The sequence below is a fragment of the Palleronia rufa genome, from assembly GCF_000743715.1.
Lineage (GTDB): Bacteria > Pseudomonadota > Alphaproteobacteria > Rhodobacterales > Rhodobacteraceae > Palleronia > Palleronia rufa.
Window position 1 is genome coordinate 42,885 of the sequence record NZ_JQEY01000010.1, and the last position, 23,967, is coordinate 66,851.

Annotated in this window: 20 protein-coding genes; 7 read left to right on the forward strand and 13 right to left on the reverse strand. The window is 69.4% G+C overall.

All coding sequences use genetic code 11. The features are described 5' to 3' along the window. Positions 1-352 precede the first annotated feature (352 nt). On the forward strand, positions 353-796 hold the full coding sequence (locus KW83_RS12995) for a CYTH domain-containing protein (protein ID WP_036179546.1): 444 nt from the start codon (positions 353-355) through the stop codon (positions 794-796). 260 nt (positions 797-1,056) lie between these two features. Here KW83_RS12995 and KW83_RS13000 read toward each other — a convergent pair whose 3' ends face one another. Beyond that, positions 1,057-1,953: a CHAD domain-containing protein gene (locus KW83_RS13000; RefSeq protein WP_036179549.1), complete on the reverse strand. Its 897-nt coding sequence runs from the start codon at positions 1,951-1,953 to the stop codon at positions 1,057-1,059. Positions 1,954-2,402: 449 nt separating this feature from the next. Here KW83_RS13000 and KW83_RS13005 point away from each other — a divergent pair, with 449 nt between their 5' ends. Then, complete coding sequence (locus KW83_RS13005; RefSeq protein ID WP_161785500.1) at positions 2,403-3,059, forward strand: sensor histidine kinase; 657 nt, start codon at positions 2,403-2,405, stop codon at positions 3,057-3,059. 45 nt (positions 3,060-3,104) lie between these two features. Here the strand turns inward: KW83_RS13005 and KW83_RS13010 are convergent, their stop codons facing one another. From KW83_RS13010 to KW83_RS13030, 5 genes are all read right to left on the reverse strand, one after another. Then, positions 3,105-3,815 (reverse strand): Crp/Fnr family transcriptional regulator, encoded by a 711-nt coding sequence (locus KW83_RS13010; RefSeq protein WP_036179555.1) that lies wholly within the window; start codon positions 3,813-3,815, stop codon positions 3,105-3,107. A 266-nt stretch (positions 3,816-4,081) separates the two neighbouring features. Next, on the reverse strand, positions 4,082-5,068 hold the full coding sequence (locus tag KW83_RS13015) for a hypothetical protein (protein ID WP_036179558.1): 987 nt from the start codon (positions 5,066-5,068) through the stop codon (positions 4,082-4,084). After that, complete coding sequence (locus KW83_RS19245; protein WP_051928498.1) at positions 5,065-7,032, reverse strand: glycosyltransferase; 1,968 nt, start codon at positions 7,030-7,032, stop codon at positions 5,065-5,067. The genes KW83_RS13015 and KW83_RS19245 overlap by 4 nt, the downstream gene beginning before the upstream one ends. Continuing rightward, entirely contained in the window at positions 7,032-8,219 is a 1,188-nt protein-coding gene (locus KW83_RS13025; protein WP_036179562.1) for a glycosyltransferase family 61 protein, read from the reverse strand. The genes KW83_RS19245 and KW83_RS13025 overlap by 1 nt, the downstream gene beginning before the upstream one ends. Positions 8,220-8,313: 94 nt before the next feature. Then, on the reverse strand, positions 8,314-9,501 hold the full coding sequence (locus tag KW83_RS13030; protein ID WP_051928499.1) for a glycosyltransferase: 1,188 nt from the start codon (positions 9,499-9,501) through the stop codon (positions 8,314-8,316). Positions 9,502-9,929: 428 nt separating this feature from the next. Between KW83_RS13030 and KW83_RS19250 the strand changes: the two genes are divergently transcribed. After that, positions 9,930-11,231, forward strand: a complete 1,302-nt coding sequence (locus tag KW83_RS19250) for a glycosyltransferase family 2 protein (RefSeq protein ID WP_051928500.1) — start codon at positions 9,930-9,932, stop codon at positions 11,229-11,231. A 223-nt stretch (positions 11,232-11,454) separates the two neighbouring features. Here KW83_RS19250 and KW83_RS13040 read toward each other — a convergent pair whose 3' ends face one another. Beyond that, positions 11,455-13,263 carry an ABC transporter ATP-binding protein gene (locus tag KW83_RS13040; RefSeq protein ID WP_036179565.1) on the reverse strand — a complete coding sequence of 603 codons (1,809 nt, stop codon included), beginning with the start codon at positions 13,261-13,263 and terminating at the stop codon, positions 11,455-11,457. Between the two features lie 145 nt (positions 13,264-13,408). Between KW83_RS13040 and KW83_RS19255 the strand changes: the two genes are divergently transcribed. The 4 genes from KW83_RS19255 (at position 13,409) to KW83_RS13060 (ending at position 17,538) form a co-directional block, all read left to right on the forward strand. Further along, on the forward strand, positions 13,409-14,425 hold the full coding sequence (locus KW83_RS19255) for a glycosyltransferase family 2 protein (protein WP_051928501.1): 1,017 nt from the start codon (positions 13,409-13,411) through the stop codon (positions 14,423-14,425). Between the two features lie 113 nt (positions 14,426-14,538). Beyond that, positions 14,539-15,393 (forward strand): sulfotransferase family protein, encoded by an 855-nt coding sequence (locus KW83_RS13050; protein ID WP_036179568.1) that lies wholly within the window; start codon positions 14,539-14,541, stop codon positions 15,391-15,393. Beyond that, complete coding sequence (locus tag KW83_RS13055; protein WP_036179571.1) at positions 15,383-16,342, forward strand: glycosyltransferase family protein; 960 nt, start codon at positions 15,383-15,385, stop codon at positions 16,340-16,342. The genes KW83_RS13050 and KW83_RS13055 overlap by 11 nt, the downstream gene beginning before the upstream one ends. After that, positions 16,339-17,538, forward strand: a complete 1,200-nt coding sequence (locus tag KW83_RS13060) for a TolB family protein (RefSeq protein WP_036179574.1) — start codon at positions 16,339-16,341, stop codon at positions 17,536-17,538. Before KW83_RS13055 ends, KW83_RS13060 begins: the two co-directional genes overlap by 4 nt. Positions 17,539-17,560: 22 nt before the next feature. Here KW83_RS13060 and KW83_RS13065 read toward each other — a convergent pair whose 3' ends face one another. The 6 genes from KW83_RS13065 to KW83_RS13090 all read right to left on the reverse strand — a co-directional run bounded on the left by KW83_RS13065 (position 17,561) and on the right by KW83_RS13090 (position 23,966). Next, positions 17,561-19,030 carry a mannitol dehydrogenase family protein gene (locus KW83_RS13065; protein ID WP_036179577.1) on the reverse strand — a complete coding sequence of 490 codons (1,470 nt, stop codon included), beginning with the start codon at positions 19,028-19,030 and terminating at the stop codon, positions 17,561-17,563. Between the two features lie 33 nt (positions 19,031-19,063). Next, positions 19,064-19,837, reverse strand: a complete 774-nt coding sequence (locus KW83_RS13070; protein WP_036179581.1) for an L-iditol 2-dehydrogenase — start codon at positions 19,835-19,837, stop codon at positions 19,064-19,066. After that, the gene (locus KW83_RS13075) at positions 19,834-20,838 is read right to left on the reverse strand and encodes an ABC transporter ATP-binding protein (RefSeq protein ID WP_036179582.1); all 1,005 of its coding nucleotides are present in this window, start codon (positions 20,836-20,838) and stop codon (positions 19,834-19,836) included. Before KW83_RS13075 ends, KW83_RS13070 begins: the two co-directional genes overlap by 4 nt. 12 nt (positions 20,839-20,850) lie before the next feature. Then, positions 20,851-21,681 (reverse strand): carbohydrate ABC transporter permease, encoded by an 831-nt coding sequence (locus KW83_RS13080; protein ID WP_036179584.1) that lies wholly within the window; start codon positions 21,679-21,681, stop codon positions 20,851-20,853. 12 nt (positions 21,682-21,693) lie between these two features. Next, a complete protein-coding gene (locus KW83_RS13085; RefSeq protein ID WP_036179587.1) occupies positions 21,694-22,566 on the reverse strand; it encodes a carbohydrate ABC transporter permease in 873 nt (290 codons plus the stop codon). Positions 22,567-22,643: 77 nt separating this feature from the next. Then, positions 22,644-23,966, reverse strand: a complete 1,323-nt coding sequence (locus KW83_RS13090) for an ABC transporter substrate-binding protein (RefSeq protein WP_036179727.1) — start codon at positions 23,964-23,966, stop codon at positions 22,644-22,646. Between the last annotated feature and the right edge of the window lies 1 nt (position 23,967).

Consider the following 23,967-nt stretch of genomic DNA (forward strand, 5'->3'; position numbering starts at 1 on the left):
AAAGCAGGGCCGCGAGCGACCCGTCCGACTGGCGCGCCGCCCATCGCGCCGGAGCTGCCCTGTTCCATCATGTCGTTGCCATGGGCTTTGGGCCCCGGCCGTCATGCGGCCATCTCTGACGCAACGTCAGTCGAAAGTGCAAGGCCTTGCGATCGGGCTTGTCCGCGCCCGTCCCGGCGCCAGATCCAGAGCGTCGGTCCCTTCGCGGAAAGGATCCTGCCCATGCTGTTTGTCTCGCCGCGGACCGGCGCCGTCGGGGCGATGCGCTGCGCCGGCGGGGCAAACGCCGGTCGGCCCCTGCCGCGCCGGGGCGGCCTGCGGCGGACCGAAAGGACCTGCCGGAGCGCACCCCTTGGCCGTTGAGATCGAACGGAAGTTTCTGGTCACGGGCGCGGGCTGGCGCGAGGCCGTGAGCCGTGTGCGCGACATCAGGCAGGTCTACCTCGCCCGGACCGCCGCGGCCGCGGTGCGGGTGCGGATCGAGGACGACCGGCGCGCCACGCTGACCGTCAAGGGCAGCCGCGCCGGGGCTTCGCGGGCGGAGTTCGAATGGGAGATCTCCGTAGAGGACGCGCGGGCGATGGCGCAGATGGGTCAGGGCCGGCAGATCCGCAAGCGCCGGCACGAGGTGCTGTCTGGCGGGCTGACATGGGAGGTGGACACGTTCGAGAACGGCCTGATCCTGGCCGAGATCGAACTGCCCGGCGAGGACGCCCCGTTCCACCGCCCCGACTGGTTGGGCGCGGAGGTTACCGACGACCCGGCCTACTACAATGCCGCCATGGCGCTGGACTGACACGCGGCCGCGGCGCCGGACCGGTACCCCATCCATCCGGCGGGCCGTTCCGATACGATGACGGTGGCGGGACGGAGCCGGACGGTGCGGCCGGCGTGACCGTATAGGGACCGGCTGGCGTCCGATCCTTCGCGGTCCCGCCCGGCCAGGCGGCGCCCGACGCCAGCGCGGCCGCTGTCCCCGCCGACCGGGCGATGGCCGCGCCGGACCGGTGTTCCCCGGACGTGGACGGGTCCGGCGCACGCCGGGACGGTGCGCGGTCAGGCATGGGCCGCCCAGGCCTCCCAGTAGCCGCCGAAGCGGGCGGCCAGACCATCGGGCGGCTCGCGGAAGAGCGCCCCGCCCCGGTCGAAGGCCGCCGTTTCCAGCCGCGCCCGGCGGGCGTGCAGAAGACCGCGGAACGCCTCCAGCGCCGCCGCGTCGGCGATCTCGCCGGCGTCGTCCAGGGCGCTTTCCATGACGTGAAGATCGTGATGCCTGCCCAGAAGGTCGGACAGGCGGTCGGCCTCGTCCACCGCGGCGGCGATCACCGGTGAGACCGATTTCAGCAGGCGCAGGTGATACCAGTGGTACTTCACGCGCTTGCGCCAGGCGTGAAGGGTCTGCCCGGTCGGGTCCTTTCGCGCCGCCGCCATGGCCTTCCGGGCGCGGCGGTAGGTCTTGGCCAGCCCGCCCGTCACCGCCCCCGCGCCATCCTCTGTCAGCGCCCATCCGGGGGTGCGGCGGCGCGCATCCTCCAGGTCCGCGCAAAGACGGCTCAGCCCGGCCGCGGCCTCCGGGCCGGTCTCCAGCTGCCGCGCCCGCGCGGCGAAATGGCCGCGGATGCCGGCAAAGGCCTCTTCGGCAAGCTGGTCGTCGAAATGATCCTTCAGCGCATCGCAGATCTCGACCAGGGCGGCGGCATCGCGGATGTCCGACAGCCGCCGCGCCGCGTCGCGGAAGGCCGCGTTCTCGGCCGCGTAATCGGGAAAGGCGGGGCGGACCAGGCGGATCAGGCCGCGCAGCTTCTTGCAGCGCTTGCGCGCCTGATGGATGCGGTCTGCCGGCGAAAGGGCGTCGTCCGCCGTCTCGGCGATGCCGGTGTCGATCTGGTCCCGCGCGATGCGGATCACGCCGTCCCGGACGGACCGATCCGACGGCTTGAAGGAATAGGCCATGGGACCCGAACGCCGCCTGCCTGCGGTCGTTCCCAAAGGGCGGACATGCCTGCGGCCCGGCGCACCGCCTTGGCGGCGGGCCGGGTCGCGGGGGGGAATGGGGAGGGACGGCGCCGGTCCCGAAGCGATCCCGAATGGACTGCCCGCGCGAACCGGGTGCCAGACCGGCCGCGTGATCGTGGACATGGAACGGCCGATGAACCGTCCCCCTGGATCGACCGCGCCGGGATGTAGGCCCGGCGCGCAAGAGCTCTCGGGGCGGGTCATGCCGCGCCCGGGGTAAAGGCCGGGTGAGCGGGGCGCGCGGTGACCGTCCGGCAATCGGGCGTCCGGCCTGCCAAGACCGCGCCCGTATTATACGATTTCGCACGAATGCGCGTGTCCCGCGGCCAGGCGATATATTGAAGCCGACTCCTGTTTCGCTATTCATGTTGGGGGGCATCGGTTTCATGCGGGAGACGGGTTCGGACGGATGGACCTGCGCGGGTCCGGGCCACGCGAGACAGTCGGCGCCGACCGACTGGCGGTGGGCCGAGGCGAATCACCGGGTCGCCAATACCCTGCAACTGGCCGCGATCATCCTGCGCCGGGAGCGGCGCGGCATCACCGACGCGGCATCCGCCCGCGCCGCGCTCGACAGCGTGGGGGTGCGGCTGGCGGCGATGGCGCGGCTCCACCGCCAGATCAGCCACGACGCGCCGAACCGGACCGTGAGCCTGTCAGGCTATCTGGCCCCGTTCGCCAGGAATATCGAGGACAGCCTGGGCATGGCGGTCGAGATCCGGCCGACGGACGCGCAGGTGTCCGCGCAGGTCGTCGGGCAGATCGGCATCGTCCTGACGGAACTGGCCATCAACGCCACCAAACACGCCACCCGCGACGGAAAGGCCGCCGGGATGACGGTCACGACGCGGGGCGACGGCGCGGACGGGCTGCATCTGGAGATCGGCGACGACGGGCCGGGACTGCCGGAGGGGTTCGCACCGGACGAGTCGTCGGGGCTGGGGATGTCCATCGTCACCTCCGCCATCGACAGGCTGAACGGCCGGGTCCGCGTGCGTCCCGGTCCGGGCGCGGTGTTCGAGATCGACCTGCCGCCCGGCTGACCGGACCCGGGACGGCGCCGCGCGGGTCCGGGGGCGGCACCGGGCCTACGGAAAGAGCCGCGCGTATTCGTCTTCGGGGATGCCGTAGGACTGCTGCGCCTCCGCCTCCAGCCCCTCCCGGTCCAGGATGGTGATCTGACCGCGGCTGGCCCGGATCAGGCCGTTGCCCTCAAGGATATGGGTTCCGACCGTGACGCCCGCGCGCCGGACCCCCAGCATGACCGACAGGAACTCATGGGTCAGCTCCAGCGTGTCGCCGTCGATCCGGTCGTGACACATCAGGAGCCACCGCGCCAGGCGCTCCTCCAGCTTGGCGCGGCCGTTCGACAGCGCGGTATGGGTGGTCTGGGTCAGCAGCGACTGGACGTAGCGCAGGAAATGCCGCCGCAGGGAGGGACGCGCCTCCATCGCGTCGCGCAGCCGGCCGGCCTCGATGGCCAGGCCATGGCCGGAAAGCTGCATGAACGTCTCATGCGGGGACAGGTCCCCGTCGAGCACCACGGCGGTGCCCGACATCCCCTCCCGGCCGAACAGCCCGACCTCGATCCGCCGGTTGTCATGGCCGCTCGCGACGATCGACCCGACGCCCTCGAAGGGGAAATAGACCCTGCCGATGGGTTTGCCGGGGTCCTCCAGCACGGTCGTGCGGTCCAGGTCCACCGGCGTCAGGTAACGCTCGATCGCCGCCCGGTCCGCATCGGACAAAGTCGCGACAAGATTGTTCCGGCCACGCGGAAAGGAAAGGCGTTTGGGCACTGGGCGCTCGATCTAACGGGGGGCAGGAGCACCAAGCGCGCAGTCTCCCAACCGGCCGCGCCCTGCTGGCTCGGCGGCCGACGTGAATATCGTAGCATATTTATCAGGAAGGCGGGCAAGAGTCGGTGCGGAAGGGTACGAACCGGGATGCGGGGCGCCGGAACGGCATCGGCTTCGACACGCAAGACGCGCAAAAGCAGGCAGACTGTCGCGCCGGCGGATATCCGCCGGGGATGGCGCGCGGGTCGCTCGGGCGCGGCGGCGTTTCAGAAATACCCGTAGCTGCCGAGGTCGAGTCCCAGATCGTCCGACAGCGCCATGTTCGCGTAGCGATAGCTGTCCAGGATCGCCGCGCCCGTCTCCGGCGACAGGACGAAGGACCGGCCCCGCCGGGACCGGGAGACCCGGCCCGGCAGGTGGGCCAGCCGGGTCAGGCGCAGGGATCGCGGCCCGTGCCGACCTTCCTCGGGGCGGATCGACCAGCGGTCCGCCCCCAGCGCGCGGACGTTGACGCCGTCCCCCGCAGCGCCGCGTTCCGGCGCGGCCCCCGCCGCCATCTCCGCCCCGAGAAAGCCGAGCAGGTCCGCCATCACCCCGTCCGCGTCGCTGCGCTGACGCTCGAACGGGAGGAGCAGGACATTGCCGTCCCCCGCCGCGTCCGCCAGAGCCGCATGGAGCGTCGCGTAGTCGAGCAGCATCCCCAGCTTGAACCGGCCGCCCGTGGGACGGATCAGATCCCGCGCCGCCCGGTCGAAGTCCCGCTGGGACGCACGCGGATTGCGGTCCGAGATCTGCGAGTAGTGCGAGGCGAACCAGTGGTCCTGCCGCCGCACCGTGCAGATGACCGCCAGGCGCGACAGGCCCCAGCCGGCCGCCACGGCGCCCATGGCGCGCAGATGGTCGCCGAGAATCCCCGGACGGCTGCCCGCCCGGCCCATCCCCTCATCCGAGATCAGCACGTCGCGCGGCGTCCAGTTCTCCCGCGGCCCGAGGAGCGAGGTCAGGAACGCGTCGCCCTGGCTATCCCAGTAGCGCGGATCGCGCTTGAAAACGCAGGACATGATCCGGCTGCCCGTGGCAAGGTCATCGGGGTCGTCAAAGGCCGGATCGGTCGGCGTGTCGAAATAGAGCGGCCCCCGGAGATGCGGAAAGACCGCGGTCTGCAGGTACGTCGTCGCCGTCTTGGGCAGACCGACATGCAGAAAGAGCGTCGGCTGCCGGTCCGGGGTGTCCCGGCGGGATGCGCCGGTCATGCCTTGTCCGTCCCCGTCCAGAGCCGGGACGGCAGCCGGGTGCGCAGCCGCGCCAGGGCCGGGAACACCCTGGCCCGCAGCGGCCGGGGCAGCAACGCGAAGGCCAGCCAGGCGTAGAGCCGGGGCGCGCCCGGCGCGCGGCGGATCGCCTTGATGAGCAGAACGACCGCCCGGCGCTGGTGGCCCGCCGGCGATTCCAGATGCCGCCGCGCATTGTCCAGATGGCTCAGGTGCAGCACCCCGGCGCGGACCGCCTCATCGCCGTAGCGGTCGGTGAACATCCGCCGCGCGGCCATGTTGGCGTCGAAATCGCGCGAGCGCTTGTCTTCGGGAACGCCTTCGGCCGGCGCCTCGTCATGGTAGATCATCAGCGCCTCCGGCACCGGTTCAAAGGCGAAGAACCGCGCGATCCGGGTCCAGAAATCGTAGTCTTCTATGGCCGGGAGCGTCTCGTCGAAGCCGCCGACGATCTCGATCGCCCCGCGCCGGACCATGGTGCTGCTGGTGCCGTAGTGGACGACGTTGCGGTACATCATCTGCCGCCAGACGTCGCCGCGGTCCGTGGGGATCGACACGGTGGACGCCCCGTCCGACCCCTTCTCGACCAGCCCCGTGTAGCAGAGCCCGGCGCGCGGCCCGGCGTCCTGCATGGCCCGAAGCTGCGCGGACAGCTTGCCGGCGAGCCATTCGTCGTCGGAATCGAGAAAGGCGATCAGCGGCGCCCGCGCCTCTGCCATGCCGCGGTTGCGCGCCGCGGCCACGCCGCCGTTGCGGGGCTGGCGGATATGGCGGATCCGCGGATCCCCGATCCGGTCCAGCAGGGCGGCGATGTCCTCTGTCGAGGCGTCGTCGATGACCAGGATCTCGATATCGGCGACATCCTGGGACAGCACGCTGGCCAGCGCCCGTTCCAGCAGGGCGGTGCGGTTGTAGGTCGGCACGACGACGCTGACCCGTGGCGCGTCCGGGGACGGGTTGCCGTCCCGGGGTGGGTCTGGGGGCGCGTCGGCGGCGGCTGGTTCGGACGGGACCGCGCCCGTGGAGGGGACGGGCTGCAACAGGCGCACCCGGTCCCTCCGGCGCAGCCGGTCGGCGCGGCGGCGCCGCCAGTCCCAGGCCCGCGTGCCGCCATGGCGGGCGTCGCCCTCCCGCGCGCGGGCGGCCAGGCGGGCCTCACCCGCCGCGTCGGCATCGCCGGCGACGTTGCCGTAGGCCTCTGCCAGGGCGCGTCGCGTCGCATCCGCGCGTCCGGCGCCGTCGAGCCGCGCCGACAGCCGGTCCAGAACGGCGAGCCGCGAGGCCAGCCCGTCGGCGGTGAAGCGGCGGCCGCTCAGCGACACCGCCCCGTCAGGGAGACGCCGGTAATAGGACGTGCCGCGCGCGCTCTGGACCAGATCGACCCCGGCGGCCAGCGCGCGCATGGTTACGTCGCCGTCGTTGTTCACCAGCACCGCCGGGTCCCAGCCGCCGCTCCGGTCATAGGCGGCGCGCGACCACAGCACGGCGCAGGGCGGGTGATACCAGCCGGTCAGCCAGGCCTGGAGCGGGGTCTGTCCGGGACGCCGCGGCGGGCAGGAGGCGGGGCGCGCCTGCCATGTCCGGCCGATCCGCTCATAGCGCATCCAGTCGCAGCAGGCGATCGCATCGGGGTGGCGTGCCAGCACCCCCCCCAACGCCTCCAGCACGTCCATTCCCAGCAGATCGTCGGCGTCGAGGAACATCAGCGCGTCGCCGGCCGTCCGCTCTACCCCGGCGACGCGCGCCGCGGCGGCACCGCCGAACCTGCCGCGGATCACCTCGACCGCCGGTCCGAAGCCGCGCGCGACGGCGGCGCTGTCGTCGTCCGATCCGTCGTCGACCACGACGATCTGCGCGGGAGGGGCCGTCTGGTTCAGGAGCGTCCGCAGGGTCTGGGCCAGAAAGCGCGCGCCGTTGTGGACGGGGATGACGACGGAAACCTGCATCAAAGCGCCTCTGCCAGCTGGCCGAGAACCCTGTCCACCGCGGCGGGGTCCACGGCCAGGTCCCGGTCCAGCCGGTGCGTGTCGGGATCGCCGGCAAAGCGGGCATCGACCTTCCAGTAGCCCAGCCCCATGGCCGCGGCGAGCGCGTAGAAATTCGGATTGGGATAGCTCGGCTCTGCGATCTCGACCACCTGGGTTCCGGGCGCGCAGAACATCATGTTGGTCAGGCCCGCGCCATGGGGGGCCATCAGGACGGCAGTCTCACCCATCAGGCGGACCTGTGCCCCGAAGTCCAGATCCTCCATCGCCACGCGCTCGAACCCCGCGCGGTCCAAAAGCGGCGCGATCTCTGCCTCATTGGCCAGTTTGCGGATCCGCGCCCCGGCCCGGCTGATGAACACCCGCCGCCAGGGCGCGCGATCCGGCGGCCGGGCCAGCCGGTCGCGCACCGGACGCAGAAGCTCCGGGCGGAAGCGGTCGGTGACCAGCAGGGTCAGCCGATCGACCCGGAGCACCCCTTCGGGTCCGTGCGTGTCGAAGGCGGCCGGATCGATATCCAGCATCCTGAGGGACGCGTCCATGGCCGCGCTCCGCCGCGCGGGCAGCAGGAGTCCGTCCAGCGCATCGCGGGATTTCAGAAGGCACAGCTTGGGCAGATGCGCCGTCAACCAGTGGGAGTGGTTGTCATAGACACGCTCGGTGATCCAGGTGGCGCGCGTCAGCCTGCGCGGGGCGTCGGTGCCGCGCAGCACCGCGCCATGGCCCGGCCGAAACCGCATCTCCCGCAGGTCGAAGGCGCGGCTGTCGCGGTTGATGACGGTGGGCCAGAAGCGGCCCTTCGGGGCGTCGGTAAAGCTGGCCACGGTGCAGTCGGGCAAGGTGGCCAGCAGCGTCTCGCCGCTCTGGCGCGTAGCCACGTCGCGCTGGGAGAAGCCGAACCAGTCCGGATCGTCCGACAGCGCGGCAGGGTCCGTCACGTTGACGGGCAGCGGGTTGGCGGCGCGCGCCGGCGGGTGGATCGCGGTGATCTCTCCGGCGCCGCCGCGGGCGGCATAGTCCGGCACGGATTCTTCGCGCACCCAGCGCCAGCCGAAGGGGCCGGGCGGCGCCCCCGCAAGGACCGCCCGTTCGCAAAGCCGCGCCGCGCGGCGTCGCACCGCCTGTGCCGGTCCCGCTGAAACGGTCATGTGATCCCCTCTCGATACCGCGCCGCGCGCCCGGTCCGGACCAGCGCGTGCAGGCCGCGGGCGTCCGGTTCGAACGCGCAGCGGACCGAATCGTTCAGGCCGTGCCGTTCCTTTTCGGTCGCGGCCGGGCGTCGCGCAAGGCGCGCACATGGGCGATCAACTCATCCGTCTGGCGGTCGGTGTTAAACGAGGTCTCGACCGCCTTGCGCGCCGCGGCGGCCATCGCGCCCAGCCTGTCGGGATGATCGAGCACCCAGGCCAGCCGGTCCACCAGGTCGGGCACGTCGCCCTCTGCGGCCAGGACGCCGGAGACGCCGTGCTCGATCAGTTCGGGAATTCCGGAATGGCGGGTGCTGACCGCCACCATCCCGGCGGCCATCGCCTCCATCAGCACGATGGGAAGCCCCTCCATGTCGCCGGTCGCCGCGGTCAGGCTGGGCAACAGGAAGACGTCGGCCTCCTGCATGGCGGCCTTGACCCGGTCGTGGGGCAGCGCGCCGTGAAACGTCACGCGGTCGTTCAGGCCAAGCTCCGCGCTCTGTTGTTCCAGCGACGCGCGCAGCTCACCGTCGCCGATGATGTCATAGCGCCAGTCGCGTCCGGGATGCCGGTCCCTGAGCGCGGCCATGGCGGCGAGCGCCTGCGCGATGCCCTTCTTCTGGGTCAGGCGCCCCACCGTCAGCACCCTGAGCGGGCCGGTCCAGTCGCGGGTGCGGAACGCGATGCGGTCCGGGTCGATGCCCAGGTGATGCACCCGCGTCCGGTCGGGCGGCGCACCGGCGGCCACCAGCGTGTCGCGGAACGGGTGGTTCACGGTCAGCAGCAGGCCGGGGGCGGAGAACAGCGGCCGGTACTGGCCCAGCGTGCCGTCATGGGCGGCCATCCCCACGTCGAAGCCGTGGAAGATCGTGATCAGCGGCGGGAACCCGGCCGTCCGCCGCCCGGCCCGGGCGACGCGCACGCCGTTCATGCCGAAATGCGACACGATCGCATCGTATCCGCGCAGGCGCCCGGCAAAGGCACGGTCGAGCCCGGTCACCGCGCGGTCGGCAAGGCGCGGGGGAAGCCGGCGCAGCCAGGGCTCCGCCAGGCTGACCGCGCCCCAGCGCCGGGACAGCCCGTCGCGCTCTGCCGGAGGGGCGGCAAGGCGGTCGGTGACGACGCTGACCTGCGCGCCGCGCGCCGACAGCGCCGCGACCTGGTCGCGCACGAAGGTCTCCGACAGCTTGGGATAGGTGTCGGTGACCACGCAGATGCGCAGGCCCAAGGCATCGCGGCTCATCCGCGGGCCCCTTTGCGCGGCCAGCGGCGCGGGATGGGTGCCCGGCGCGCTCGTGCAATGCGGTTGAACGAAGTCGGAAGAGTCATCAAATCCCCTCAGAGGTGATCGTTCCCCCCTACAGAAGGATAGGAAGCCGGGCAATCCGGATGAGTCCGGCTGAAAATGGCCTTGTGCGCCGTCATCGTTCCCATGCAGGAAACCCGTTCAAGGGTTAGTTGTTTCCCAAGCGCGGCGGGGGAAAAGGTCGCCCGCGCCGGACAAGGGGCCGCGGCGGTCCGCCATGAGATGACCGACCGGGAAGCGGCGTTGGACTGCGCCGGCGGCCCGGGGATGGAGTGACCTGTCGTCCGTCCGCGCGACGGCGCGCCGGGCGGGTGCAGTGGATGTGCGGCGATGACGGGGACCCGAGCGAGGTCCGGAAGGCAGAGATGAAGAGTGACACGAACAGCGGTCGCGTCGACCCCGCCGCGGAGAAAGAGGCGACCCAACCGAGCGTTTCGGTGATCCTGCCGACCTACGGGCGCGCCGGCTATATCGGGGCGGCGATCCGCTCCATCCTGGCACAGTCGGTGCCGCTCCGGGATGTGGTGGTCGTGGACGACGGCTCGACCGACGGGACGGCGGAGGCGGTCGCGCGGTTCGGCGACCGGGTGACCTACGTCTACCAGGAGAATGCCGGCAAGCTCAGCGCCATCGACAGGGGGTTGAACCTGATCCGCGGGGATCTGGTCTGGATCATGGACGACGACGACATCGCCGAACCCGGCGCGGTCGCGGCCTTGCGGCGCCCGTTCGCAGAGGATCCCGACTGCGTGCTGTCCTATGGGCGGATGACGCGGTTCCAGGACGGTCAGGAGGATGCGGGACGAGACGTGCCGGTGCCGTATCCGGTGGACGATCCGCGCCCGTTCTTTGCCAAGATTCTCGAGGACTGCTTTATCACCGGGCACCCCTGCGTGCTGGTCCGGCGCTCGGCGCTGGAGGCGCTGCGCCCGTTCCAGCAGGGCATCATCGCGTCGGTGGACTACTATCTCTATCTGGGGATCGCGCAGGCGGGGCGGTCGGTCTTCGTGGACCGGCAGGTGCTGCGCCAGCGCCAGCATGGCGGCGTCCGCGGCGCGGCCGCCCACAGCTACGCGGAATCGGACCGCAATGCCCGGTGGGCGGCCCAGGATCGCGCGATGATCGCCCCGCTGCTCGACGACCTGCCCCTTGCCGCCTATACGCGCGCGCCGCTGGACATCGACGGGGACGGCGCCTTGTCCGCGCCCTCCCAGATGGCCGAGCGCAGGCGCGCCCTGTTCCAGAAGGCGGTGATCGCCGCGCGCAAGAAGCTGTGGCCGCAGGCTTTCGACGCGTTCCGCGCCGCCGCAGACATCGCACCGGAGCGGCCCATAGACCCCGCGGAACGGTTCATCCTGACCCGCGCCCTGGGCTGCCGCTACGGAATCGCGGAGGTGCATGGCGACCCGGAGATCCCGGCAACCCTGCGCGACATCGCGACCCGTCGTCCGGACGGGTCGGCACTGCTGTCGGCGCTGGCGCGTCCCCTGCTCCATGAGGTCAAGATCGCGCGGCGGGAGCGCGATCCCGCGCGGGTCCGCGATGCGATGCGGACATGGCGGCGGCTGATGCCGACGGGCGCGAGCGCCGTAGCCTTCGGAGAGGTCCTGACCCGGGCGGCGGCAAAGCTGCGTTCCCGCGTCATCGGCCAGTCGCGCGGGCTCTGACCGCGCGGCCCCGGCCTGCGTATCCGCCGGGCCATCGCTTTGCCGGTCGTCAGCGTCGCGCGGAGGCGCTGTCAGACGGACCGCCACGCCACGTCCCCGACCGCAGACGCCTGCGATCCGCCGATCGCGCGCCCCCCACGGCTGCGCGCCGCGGGCCTGTCCGCCGCCGCGGCGCCCGGTCTCCGCAATCCGGCGCGCCCGCCCGGCGGCCGGTGGCGGCGGGTCACTCCGCCGCCGTACCGCCGGCGAGATGCATCTGCCGGAAGGCGGCATTGTCCTCCACCAACGCATCGTAGCGGCCCTTTGCCACCACCTGCCCCTTTTCCAGCAGAAAGATCTGGTCGCAGTTGCGGACCGTTGTCAGGCGGTGGGCGACCATGACGATGGTCTTGCGCCCGCCCAGGGCGCGGATCGCGTCCATGACCGTCTGCTCGGTGACATTGTCCAGGGCGCTGGTCGCCTCGTCGAACACCAGGATGTCGGGATCGCGATAGAGCGCGCGGGCGATGCCGATGCGCTGGCGCTGCCCGCCGGACATGCGGACGCCGCGTTCTCCGATCTCTGTCCGGTAGCCCTCCGGCAGGCCGGACAGGAAGGTGTCCAGGTCCGCCATCTTCGCCGCGCGCAGGACCGCGTCCATGTCGATATCCTCTTTCTCCCGCCCGAACGCGATGTTGGCGGCAACCGTGTCGTCGGTCAGAAAGATCGTCTGCGGAACGTATCCCATGGCGTTGCGCCAGCGACGCTTCTCCGCGAATTCGATCTCCTTGCCGTCGGCCAGCAGCGTGCCCGATTGCGGCTCAAGCAGGCCGAGGATCACATCGACCGCCGTGGACTTGCCCGCGCCGGTCGCGCCGACGATGCCGATCGTGGTCAGGGCGTCGATCCGCATGCTGAGCTGGTTCAGCGCCGCCCGGTCCGCCCCGTCGAACGCGTAGGTCACGTCTTTGAGTTCCAGCGATTCGCGGAACCGGATCTGCGGTTCGGTCGAAGGCGCGAAATCTACAAGTGCCGAGCCGTACTTCAGCTCGGCGTGGATCTCGTCCAGCACCTTGCGGTCGAAGCGCAGCCTGGACGCGGAGCGAAACACCTCCTGCATGGCCGGAAAGAGCCGCGCGGCGGCGAAGGCGAACGCCCCGATGCCCGGAAGGACCGCCGACAGGGACCCCTGGTTCTGCGCCAGCGTCCAGAGCAGGAACAGCATCATGCCGCCGAACACGATGCCCTCCAGCACGATGCGCGGCATTTCCGACACAATGGCCATGCGCGCCTGCGCCCTGGCCACGCGCAGGGACGGGGCAATGAACCGGTCGATGTAGCTTTGTTCGAGGTTCAGCATCTTGACGTCCTTGACGCCGCCCAGCGCCTCCTGCGCGATCTTGAACCGCTCCCGGTTGGCCTCATACCGGCTGTTTCCCATCCGTTCGAGCGTCTTTCCCGACAGGAAAGAGATCAGGCCGTAGGACCCCCCGACCAGAGTGCCGATCAGGATCGCCGCCAGCGGGTCGATGGCCAGCAGCAGGGCCAGGATGAACACGACGATCACGCTCTGGGCCAGCAGCCGGATCGCCGCGTTGATGGGACCGTTGACGACCTGCGCGACCTCGTTGAGCAGGGACTTGCCCAGGTCGGAGGAATGTTGCTGAAGAAACCAGCTGTAGGGCTGCGACAGGTAGCGCTCAAGAAGTTGCTTGCACAGACTGGGCACGCGCGTGGCGACGAAACGGCTGAGCAGGTAGGTGGTCAATGCCCGCGCGGCCAGGCCGATCACGACGATCATGAACACCATGATCCCGATGATCATTTGCAGGTCGGCGCGATCACGGGTGCCGAAAAGATCCCCCAAGGCGACGAGATAGCGATTGGTCTCCAGCAGCTCCGGATTGGCGAGGACGGCCAGGAACGGCAGGATCGACGCCACGCCCAGGACGTCGATAAGTCCCATCACAAGGGTGAGCGCGATGAGGCGATAGAACTCACGACGCTCACGACGCGTCAGAAGGTCGAGTATCTTGCGATAGGCGGAAAGCATACGCAATACAACCTGCGAGAGAAGGCGTGCGAAACCGAGTCGAAACAAGCGAACGGATTAGACCGATGCCGATCGGCTCGCAACGGTGCGTCGGGGGGATGGCGCGGCACATCTGCCCCCTGTCGCGCGCATCGGGATCTCCTTCATGAGCGCCCCGGCCGTCAGCGTGTTGATGTCGGTGCGCAATGGCGCGCGACACCTGCCGCAGACCCTGGACAGCATCGCCGCGCAATCCCTGCGCGATTTCGAGCTCATCGCCGTGGATGACGGCAGCACGGACGAGACCGGAGCGATCCTGTCGGCCATGGCGGCGCGCGATTCGCGCGTGACGGTGCTGCGCAACGCGGTCGGAACCGGTCTTCCGGCGGCGCTGAACCGCGGGCTGGAGGTGGTGCGGGCGCCGATCGTGGCGCGCGCCGACGGCGATGACATCTATCATCCCGACCGGCTGGCCCGGCAGCACGCCCACCTGGCCGCGAACCCGCACATCGGGGTGTTGTCCTGCGGATACAACCGGATCGACGATGACGGTCGGCGGCGCGGAACGCGCATCCCGCTTCAGGGACCTGCGCGGCTGCGCTTTCGCATGCTTTTCATGAATCCCCTGCTGCACTCGGGCGCGATGTTCCGGCTGGAGCAGGTGCGGGCGGTGGGCGGGTACGATCCGGCCTACTGGACCGCGCAGGACAGCGACCTCTGGGCGCGTCTGTCGGGCATCACGTCGATGGACAACCTGCCCGATGCGCTGGTGGACTACCGGGTCCACGACAGGTCCATCATGCGGACCAGGGGCGAGGACGGCCAACGATTGAGCCTGACCGTGCCCGCGCGAATGCAGACCGCCTATCTGGGCTGCGAGGCGCCCCACGCGGCGGAGGCGGCCGCGCTGTTCCAGAGCTTCGGATGGCTGGATCGACGGACCATCCGTCGCGGTATCGCGGGGCTGCGCGCCATCCGCGACGTCGCGCGGCGGATCGAACCCGACGACGTGGCGCGCGGTTTCGTCCGGGACGTGGCGGCAAGTCTGACCCGCCAGGCGCGTTGGCATTCCAAAGACGCCGCCGGGTTCGCGGCGTCCATCGCCGCGACCGCCTTGACCTGGCGACTCCACGGGTTGAGATACAGGACAGGGACCGACAGCAGGAAGGAGCCCGCTTTCTGAGACATCTCATCCAGCGCCATGCCGTTCCCCTGTTCGAGGGACGCGAATCGCGCAGGCATCGACCGGTCCCGCTCTGGCGCCTCTATGCCCGGGCGCTGTCCGCCCGGGTGCGGATGGGCGGCGGCCAGGTCCGCTCGGTCCGGCATTTCGTGCAGTTCGTCGGCTTTCCGCGGTCCGGACACTCGCTGATCGGCTCGCTCCTCGATGCCCATCCCCAGGCCACGATCAGCCATGAGCTGGACACCATGGGGCTGATCCACAAGGGCGTGCCGTTCGCGGTGATCGCAGGCCTGATCCGCGCCAACGCCGCCGCCTTTTCGGCCGACGGGCGCTGGTGGAACGGATTTTCCTACCGGGTGCCGGCGGCGGGCACGGCCAGAGGCGCGCCGCTGACGGTGATCGGCGACAAGAAGGGCGACTGGGCGGCGCGCTGGTGCGGCAAGGATCCGTCGCTTCTGGACCGCCTGGCCCGGTCCGGCGCGCGGTCGCCGCGCTGGCTTCTGGTGGTGCGCCATCCGCTGGACAACATCGCCACCATGTCCCTGCGGCGCGGCGGCACCTACGACCGGCTGCGAATCGCGTCGGCAAGCGGTGCCTCGTTCCGGACCGCGCTCGATGCCGCGAAGGCGCAGGGCAAGGTGGCCCGCGCGGCCTCCGACGAGATGATCGAGGACTACCGCGCGCTCTGCACCGCCATCGCGGAGATGAAGCGCGCCATCGACCCGGCCGCCTGGCACCAACTGACCTATGAGACCTTCATCCGCGACCCGGAGCCGGGATTGACCGCGCTGCTGGAGTTCCTGGAGCTGCCGGCAGAGCCGGAGTTCCTGCGCGCCTGCACCGGAATCCTGCACGAAAGCCCCAACCGCAGCCGCGACGCGGTAACCTGGACCGATGCCCAGCTGGAAAGCGTGGACGCCATTTGCCGCGAATTCGACTTCCTGAACGGATATGCCGATGCCCTTTGACCCCGGCGCCGGCCCGCGCCTGATCTCTTGCATCGGGGTGGAGTCGGATCTGGCGCTGCTGCCGCATTTCCTGGGCCACTACGCCGACCTGGGAATTCGCGCCGACCGGATGCACCTGATCCTGCAATCCGCCGAGCCGGATCATCCGGCGCTCGACGCGGCGCGGGACGTGCTCGGCCGGTTCGGGGTAACGCCCCATGAGGTCTGGATCGCCCCCTATACGAGCGACGGAATGTGGCAGAAGCGGCGCGAGGTCCAGGCCAGCGTCTCAGCAGACGGCGACTGGATCCTCAGCGCCGATGCCGACGAGTTCCACGAGTATCCGGAGCCGCTGCCGGATTTCCTGAACCGCTGCGCCGCGCTGGGCGTCACCTGCACGCAGGGGGTGTTCATCGACCGGCTGGCCCCCGGCGGGGCGCTGGCGCAGATCGACCCCTCCCCTGCCCTGTCCGCGCAGTTTCCGGTCATGGCGGACGTGATCGCGCGCGTCGGGGGGACCGGACGGCATCACAATCGCTACGGGACGGTCAAGCTGATGGCGATCCGGTCGCATGTCATGCCCAGCCGCGGCGGGCACCATCCGCTGGGCGGGCAGGCGGGGGTGGTGCATCTCTTCGGCCGGCCCCTGGCGGAGTTCTCCCGGATCGAGACGCCCGCCTTCCGCTTCCGCGTGCCGCTGCGGGTGCATCACTACCACTGGACCGCGGGACTGGCCGCCAGCCTCGAGCGACGCCTTGCCACGCCCGGCGTCAGCGCCGCGGGGCAGGAATACGGCGCGAAGATCCTGGCACATCTGAAGGAGCACGGCGGCGTGGATCTCGACCAGGTGGCGACGACCCGATCGGAAATTTCCCGCTGGCCGCTCCGGCTGGCCGCCATGCGGATGGAGTCGCGGGTCCGCCTGCAGGCCCGGCGCGTCCGTCACCGCCTGTCGCGGGTGCGTCCGTGACCGGCTGGCGCTGCACCCGGTTGACCCGTGGCGGGCCGGACGGGCCGTTCCACAGCCACAGCTATTACGATGTGCCCGTCTTCGACGCGACGGGCCGCCGCATCGTCGCGCACCGGATGTCCTTTGCGGGACGCCAGCCGACGCCAGAGGACACCATCGAGATCGGCCTGATCGACGCCGACCGGCCCGACAGCTGGCAGCCGATCGGCGAGAGCCGGGCCTGGAGCTGGCAGCAGGGACCGCTGGCGCAATGGCTGGGCGGCGGACCCCGCGTGGTCTGGAACGACCGCGAGGGGCCGGATTTCGTCGCCAGGATCCACGACACCGAAACCGGAGAGACCCGGACGCTCGGCCGGACCGTCTATGGCGTCGATCCGGCGGGCACCACCGGCTTTTCGCTCGACATGGGGCGGCTGAACGCGGTCCGGCCGGGCTATGGCTATCCGGGCGGGCCGGACGGCACAGCCCTGCCCCGATACCCCGACGACGACGGCGTCTGGCGGGTGGATCTGGAGACCGGGCGGGCCAGGCTGGTCCTGTCGCTGCGCCGCGCGGCGCGGCTGGTGCGGCCGCGGCTGGGGATGCGCGCGCGCCTACGGCACGGGCTGGCGGGCTACACCTACTGGTTCAACCACGTCAAGGTCGCGCCGGACGGCAGGCGGTTCACGGTGAAACTGCGCTGGCGCAAGATCGGCGGCCCCTGGAACGAGAGCATGGGCGTCAGCCTGACCTGCGGCGCGGATGGCGACGATCCGCGCCTGCTGGCCGACGCCACGTCGCATGTGATCTGGCGCGATCCGGAGCATCTCTATTTCTGGCGGCGCGGCGCGGTCGAGGTCTTTCGGGACGAGGCCGCCGGGGGGCGGAAGGTCGGCACCATCGCGCCCGATCTGATCGACGCCAACGTGCATATCCGTCACCTGGACGCGAACGCCCGGCATTTCGTGCTCGATACCCCCTACCGCGAAGAGATCGACCTGCTGACGCTGGACACCCGGACCGGGACGCATCGCCGGATCGCGACGTTTCCGGGCCACGTGCCGCGCCGGGGTCCGTTCCGCTGCGACCTGCACCCCTGCCCCAGCCCGGACGGACGCCGGATCGTCGTGACCTCCCTGCGGGACGGCGGGCGGCAGATCTATCTTCTGGAAGCGACGGAGGACGGCGACGCGGCTGCGGCCGGCCGGGCGGGCTGACCGGATCCGGATCTCCGCCCGGTCAGCCGCGCGTGTAGGCCGCGAGCGCCGCCTCGGCGCCTTCTGACCAGATCGTTTCGAGCCAGCGTGCGAAGGGCGCCGCGATACGGTCGTCGCCGGCCAGCCGGCCGTAGATCCGGCGCTGCTCCAGCCACGTGCGGGGGGTGTGCCGCGCGGCGGCCGCGGCGGCGGTCAATTCATCCCAGAACGGATCGTTGGGCGCGATGGCCGAGCCGTCCTGGCGCGTTCCCGCGCACATCCGCGCCCACAGTGCCTCGACCAGGGCCAGGCCCTCGACCGGCGCGCCGGCGGCGAGCGCGTCCCGGATCGTCGGCACGATGAAGCCTGCGTGGCGGGACGAGCCGTCGAAGGCCACCCGGCGCGTCGTGTCGCGGATCTCCGGGTTCGAGAACCGCCGGTCCGTGAGGTCCACATAGGCAAGCCCGTCCATATCCGGCACGGCGTTCACATGGGGGACGATCTCCTGCGTCGCGACCTTGCGAAAGAGCGCGTGGATCAGCGGATGCGCCATGCAATCGGCGATCGTCTCGACGCCGAGGATCTCACCGGCGTTGGCGATCACCTGATGGCCACCGTTGAGAATCCGGATCTTCATGGATTCGTAGGCATGGACGTCGTCGGTGAATGTCGCGCCGACCCGGTCCCAGTCCGGGCGGCCGGCGCAAAAGCGGTCCTCAAGCACCCATTGGCGGAAGTTCTCATGGGTCACCGGCACCTGGTCGGCGATGCCGTGGTCCCGCGCCAGGGCGAGTTCCGCCGGACCGGTGGCCGGCACGATGCAGTCCACCATCGAATTGGGAAAGGTGCAGCCATCCGCGATCCAGGCCGCAAGATCGGGGTCCGACAGACGGGCCAGACCAAGGACGGTCTGCCGCAGGATGTCACCGTTGCCCTGCAAGTTATCGCAGCTCTGACAGGTGAACGGGCCCAGCCCCCCTGCCCGGCGGCGGCGGAGGGCGGCGATCATCGCGCCGAACGCGGTCCGGGGGGTGTCGGGGGCTGCCGCGTCGTGAACGATGTCGGGATGCCCGGCGTCGAAGCCGCCGTCCCCGGTCAGGTAATAGCCGCCCTCCGTTACGGTCAGCGACACGATGCGGATGCCGGGCATGGCCATGTGGGCGATCAGCGCGGCGTTGTCCTCCTCCACCGGCACATAGCCGATCATGGCGCCCGTCACCTCCACCGACTTGCCGGCGGGGTCGAGCTCTATGAGCGTCGTCAGGCAGTCCTGGTCCAGCATCTTGCGCCGCGCCTCCGCGTCGCCGGGGCGCACGCCCGCGCCCAGGATCGCCCAGTCGTGATCATGCCCCTGGTCGAACAGGCGGTGCAGGTACCAGGCCTGATGGGCGCGGTGGAAATTGCCCAGGCCGATATGCACGATCCCCGGCGACAGGTCGTCCCGCGCATAGGCGGGCACGCGGACACCATCGGGAAGATCGCGCAGGGTCGAAAGCGAAAGGGGCGTGGGCATCGGGCATCCTTGGGCATGGTGTCCGGGCGGGCGTCAGCTCATCCACTGGCCGCCGTCGACGTTGTAGGTCTGGCTGACGATGTAATCGGCCTCTGAAGAGGCCAGGAATACCGCCATGCCGGTCAGGTCTGCGGGCACGGCAAAGCGGCCCGCGGGAACGCCGGCCTCGACCTCCGCGCGTTTCTGGCCGGGCTTCTTGCCTTCGAGCTTGGCGAACATCGCGTCCACATGCTCCCAGTGGGCGCCGTCGACGACGCCGGGGGCGATGGCGTTCACGTTGATGCCGTGGCGGATCAGGTTCAGCCCCGCGGACTGGGTCAGGGAGATGACCGCCGCCTTGGTCGAACAATAGACCGCGACCAGGGCTTCGCCACGGCGGCCCGCCTGACTGGCCATGTTGATGATCTTGCCGCCGTGGCCCTGGGCGATCATCTGCCGCGCGGCCGCCTGCAGGGTAAAGAGTGTTCCGGCCACGTTGACGGCATAGAGCTTTTCGTAGCTCTCCCTCGTGATGTCCGCGATCTCGGCCGCGTCGAAGAGCGCGGCGTTGTTGACCAGAATATCGAGCTTGCCGGCCCTCTCGACAACCGTGGCCACGGCGCCGTCGATGCTCTCCTGCCGGCTCACGTCCATCCGAACGGCATAGGCACCCCGCCCGATGTCACGAGCCGCCGCTTCGGCCGCGTCGAGATTGACGTCGCCGATCGCGACGACAGCACCTTCCTGTGCGTAGGCATCCGCGAACCCCTTGCCGATGCCGCGCGCGGCGCCGGTGATAAGGGCGGATTTGCCGTCGAGCCGTTTCATGCGATGCGAAGGCCCCGGTCGTCGAAGCGGTGGATCTTGTCGGGCTGCGGCGAGAGGTGGATCGTGTCGCCGTGACTCAGGCCGACCTCTCCGCCGGCGCGCACTGTCATCGGTTCGTCCATCTCGTCCAGATGGACATGGAAGAACGTATCCGATCCCAGGTGCTCGGCCACGCCGACCTTGCCGGTGAAGGTCCCACCCGAGTCCACGACCTGCAGATGCTCCGGGCGGACGCCGATGGTCCGGGCATCGTGCTTGCGGGCGATATCGCCCTCGATCAGGTTCATCTTGGGGCTGCCGATGAAGCCCGCCACGAAGGTGTTGCGCGGTGTCTTGTAAAGCTCCAGCGGACTGCCGACCTGCTCGATGTTGCCGGCGCGCAGGACCACGATCTTGTCGGCCATGGTCATCGCCTCGACCTGATCGTGGGTCACGTAGACCATGGTCGTCTCAAGGCGCTTGTGCAGTTCGGAGATCTCCAGCCGCATCCCCACGCGAAGGGCGGCGTCGAGGTTCGACAGCGGCTCATCGAAGAGAAAAGCGGCGGGTTCGCGGACGATGGCGCGGCCGATGGCCACTCGCTGGCGCTGGCCGCCCGACAGCTGCCCGGGCCGGCGGTCCAGATAGTCGGTGAGGTTGAGCACCTCCGCGGCCTTGCTGATCTTCTCGTCCTGCTCTTCCTGGGACATGCCGGCCATCTTCATCGGAAAGGCGATGTTCTTGCGCACCGACATGTGCGGATAGAGCGCGTAGGACTGGAACACCATGGCCAGGCCGCGCTTGGCCGGCGGCAGGTCGGTGGCGGGCTTGCCGTCGATGCGGATCTCTCCGCCCGACACGTCCTCAAGCCCGGCGATCAGGCGCAGCAGCGTGGACTTGCCGCAGCCCGACGGCCCGACGAAGACCACGAACTCTCCGTCCTCGATGGTCAGGTCAAGGGGTGGGATGACCTCTACGTCGCCGAACTTCTTCTGCACTTTCTCAAGCGTGATGCGTCCCATGGGAAGGTCTCCTTATTTGACCGCGCCGAAGGTCAGGCCGCGGACGAGCTGTTTCTGGGAGAACCAGCCCATGATGAGGATCGGCGCGATGGCCATGGTCGATGCCGCGCTGAGCTTGGCGTAGAACAGGCCCTCGGGCGAGGAATAGCTGGCGATGAAGGCGGTCAGCGGCGCCGCGTTCGAGGCGGTCAGGTTGAGGGTCCAGAACGCCTCGTTCCAGGCCAGGATGATGTTGAGCAGCAGTGTCGAGGCGATGCCCGGAACGGCCATGGGGGTCAGGACATAGATGATCTCCGACTGCAGGCCGGCGCCGTCCATCCGCGCGGCTTCCAGGATCTCGCCGGGGATTTCCTTGAAGTAGGTGTAGAGCATCCAGATGATGATCGGCAGGTTGATGAGCATGAGCACGATCACCAGGCCGGTCCGCGTGTCCAGAAGCCCCCAGTCGCGGAAGATCAGGTAGAGCGGGACCAGCACGCCCACGGGGGGCAGCATCTTGGTGGAGAGCATCCACATCAGCACGTTCTTGGTCTGCTTGCCGGGAACGAAGGCCATGGCCCAGGCGGCGGGGACCGCGATCAGAAGGCCCAGTACCGTCGATCCCACCGAGATGATGACCGAGTTCCAGAAGTGGCGGAAGTAGTTCGACCGCTCCTGAACGGCGCCGTAGTTCTCGAACGTCCAGTCGAAGAAGAACCAGACCGGCGGATCGGCGATGGCCGTCGCTTCGGATTTGAAGCTGGTCAGGAAGGTCCACAGGATCGGGAAGAAGATCAGGATCCCGATACCGGCGCCGATGGCGGTGTTGACCGCCTTGCGGCCGGGGGTGATTGCGCGTGCCATAGTGTCCCCTCCTCAGGCGTCCAGGTTCTTGCCGATCATCCGCATCAGGAAGATCGCGACGATGTTGGCCAGGATGATGGCGACGACGCCGCCGGCGGATCCCGTCCCCACGTCGAACCTGAGCAGGCTCTCGGCATAGACGAGGTAGGTCAGGTTGGTGGAGGCGACCCCGGGGCCGCCGTTGGTGGTGACCAGGATCTCCGCGAAGATCGACAGAAGAAAGATCGTCTGGATCAGGATGACCACGGTGATGGCGCGGGCCAGGTGCGGGAGCGTGATATAGAAGAAGCGTGAGAACGCGCTGGCCCCGTCCATCTCGGCGGCTTCCATCTGGTCGCTGTCGAGCGATTGCATGGCGGTCAGCAGGATCAGCGTGGCGAAGGGCAGCCATTGCCAGCTGACGATGCCGATGATCGAGGCGAGCGGGGCCTGGGTCAGGAAATCGAAGGGCTGCAGACCCAGAAGGTCGGCGCCATAGGCAAAGAGACCGTTCACGGGATTCATGAACATGTTCTTCCACACCAGCGCCGACACGGTCGGCATGATGAAGAACGGCGAGATCACCATGATGCGGATGATGCCCGTCCCCCACATGGGCTGGGCCAGAAGCACGGCCAGCCCGATGCCGCCGCCGACGGTGATGATGAGCACGCCGACCACCAGCAGCAGGGTGTTGACGATGGCGGCCTGGAACGCCGGATCGGTCAGGAAATAGCTGTAGTTGTCGAAGCCGACGAACGGATTGTCGCCTGGCATCAGAAGGTTGTATCGCAAGAAGGAAAACCAGAGCGTCATCGCCAGCGGGACGACCATCCAGGCCAGAAGCAGGATGACAGACGGGGCGATCATGAATCGCGCGGCGGCGCGGGAATGCTGCGTGGCCATTGGCGTGCCCTTCCGAAATGATGCCGTGAGGTCGGTGGGGGGCCGTGCGCCCCCCCACCCTGGATCGTCGGCCGGTGCTATTTCGGGTAGCCGGCGCGCTCCATTTCACGCTGTGTCAGGGACTGGGCCTGCGCCAGCGCCTCTTCGGCCGAGGTCTGGCCGGCCAGCGCCGCAGAGAACGCCTGACCCACTGCCGTGCCGATGCCCTGGAACTCCGGGATCGCGACGAACTGGACGCCGGTATAGGGCACTTCCTGGACGCTGGGGTTCTTGGGGTCGGCCAGCTCGATGGATTGCAGCGTCATCTCTGCGAAGGGCGCCGCGTCCTTGTACTCCTGGTTCTCGTAAAGGGACGTGCGCGTGCCCGGGGGCACATTCGCCCAGCCTTCTTTTTCGGCCACCAGCGCGGTGTAATCCTTGGAGGTGGCCCAGGCCACGAACTCCTTGGCCACGTCCTCGGCGTCGGTGCCCGCCGGGATGCCCAGGGACCAGGCCCAGAGCCAGTTGGCGCGCTTCTCCACGCCTTCCTTGTTCGGCGCCAGGGCGAAGCCGACACTGTCGGCAACCTGGGAGTCGTCCGGGTTGGTCACGAAGGACGCGGCGACGGTGGCATCGATCCACATGCCGCACTTGCCCTGCTGGAACAGCGACAGGTTCTCGTTGAAGCCGTTGGCGGCCGCGCCGGGAGGTCCGTAGTTGTTCATCAGGTCAAGGTAGGTGGTGAAGGTCTCCTGCCATTCCGGACTGTCGAATTGCGGAGTCCATTCCATATCGAACCAGCGCGCGCCGAAGGAGTTCGACATGGCGGTGAGGAATGCGGTGTTCTCGCCCCAGCCCGGCTTGCCGCGCAGGCAGATGCCGTAGATCCCGTTTTCCGCGTCGGTCATCGCCTCGGCGGCCTTGGTAACGTCGGCCCAGGTGGGTTTCTCCGGCATCTCCATGCCGGCCTCTTCCATCAGGTCCTTGCGGTACATGATCATCGAGCTTTCGCCGTAGAACGGCGCCGCGTAGAGCGTGCCGTCGACGGTCAGACCCTCGGCGATCGAGGGCAGGATGTCCTCGGCGTCGTAGCCGTCCGGCATACCCTCGATCGGGACCAGCCACCCCTGCTTGCCCCAGATCGGAACCTCATAGGTGCCGATCGTCATCACATCGAACTGGCCGCCCTTGGTGGCGACGTCCTGCGTGACCCGCTGGCGGAGCGTGTTCTCTTCCAGAACGACCCACTCGATGGTGTTGCCGGTCTCCTCCTCCCATTGCGAGGAGAGTTCCTGCATGCGGATCATGTCGCCGTTGTTGACGGTCGCGACGGTGATCTGTTCGGCCAGAGCGGCGGTCGAAAGACCGGCCGCCAGCCCAAGACACGCCGCCGACCCGAGAAGGGTGCGCTTCGAAGTCATC

Bases quoted from the DNA above. Each gene is read 5' to 3' on its own strand.
- KW83_RS13000 (WP_036179549.1), bottom strand. From the start codon at position 1,953: ATGGCCTATTCCTTCAAGCCGTCGGATCGGTCCGTCCGGGACGGCGTG.
- KW83_RS13005 (WP_161785500.1), top strand. From the start codon at position 2,403: ATGCGGGAGACGGGTTCGGACGGATGGACCTGCGCGGGTCCGGGCCAC.
- KW83_RS13015 (WP_036179558.1), bottom strand. From the start codon at position 5,068: ATGACCGGCGCATCCCGCCGGGACACCCCGGACCGGCAGCCGACGCTC.
- KW83_RS19245 (WP_051928498.1), bottom strand. From the start codon at position 7,032: ATGCAGGTTTCCGTCGTCATCCCCGTCCACAACGGCGCGCGCTTTCTG.
- KW83_RS13025 (WP_036179562.1), bottom strand. From the start codon at position 8,219: ATGACCGTTTCAGCGGGACCGGCACAGGCGGTGCGACGCCGCGCGGCG.
- KW83_RS13030 (WP_051928499.1), bottom strand. From the start codon at position 9,501: ATGAGCCGCGATGCCTTGGGCCTGCGCATCTGCGTGGTCACCGACACC.
- KW83_RS19250 (WP_051928500.1), top strand. From the start codon at position 9,930: ATGAAGAGTGACACGAACAGCGGTCGCGTCGACCCCGCCGCGGAGAAA.
- KW83_RS13040 (WP_036179565.1), bottom strand. From the start codon at position 13,263: ATGCTTTCCGCCTATCGCAAGATACTCGACCTTCTGACGCGTCGTGAG.
- KW83_RS19255 (WP_051928501.1), top strand. From the start codon at position 13,409: ATGAGCGCCCCGGCCGTCAGCGTGTTGATGTCGGTGCGCAATGGCGCG.
- KW83_RS13050 (WP_036179568.1), top strand. From the start codon at position 14,539: ATGGGCGGCGGCCAGGTCCGCTCGGTCCGGCATTTCGTGCAGTTCGTC.
- KW83_RS13055 (WP_036179571.1), top strand. From the start codon at position 15,383: ATGCCCTTTGACCCCGGCGCCGGCCCGCGCCTGATCTCTTGCATCGGG.
- KW83_RS13065 (WP_036179577.1), bottom strand. From the start codon at position 19,030: ATGCCCACGCCCCTTTCGCTTTCGACCCTGCGCGATCTTCCCGATGGT.
- KW83_RS13070 (WP_036179581.1), bottom strand. From the start codon at position 19,837: ATGAAACGGCTCGACGGCAAATCCGCCCTTATCACCGGCGCCGCGCGC.
- KW83_RS13075 (WP_036179582.1), bottom strand. From the start codon at position 20,838: ATGGGACGCATCACGCTTGAGAAAGTGCAGAAGAAGTTCGGCGACGTA.
- KW83_RS13080 (WP_036179584.1), bottom strand. From the start codon at position 21,681: ATGGCACGCGCAATCACCCCCGGCCGCAAGGCGGTCAACACCGCCATC.
- KW83_RS13085 (WP_036179587.1), bottom strand. From the start codon at position 22,566: ATGGCCACGCAGCATTCCCGCGCCGCCGCGCGATTCATGATCGCCCCG.
- KW83_RS13090 (WP_036179727.1), bottom strand. From the start codon at position 23,966: ATGACTTCGAAGCGCACCCTTCTCGGGTCGGCGGCGTGTCTTGGGCTG.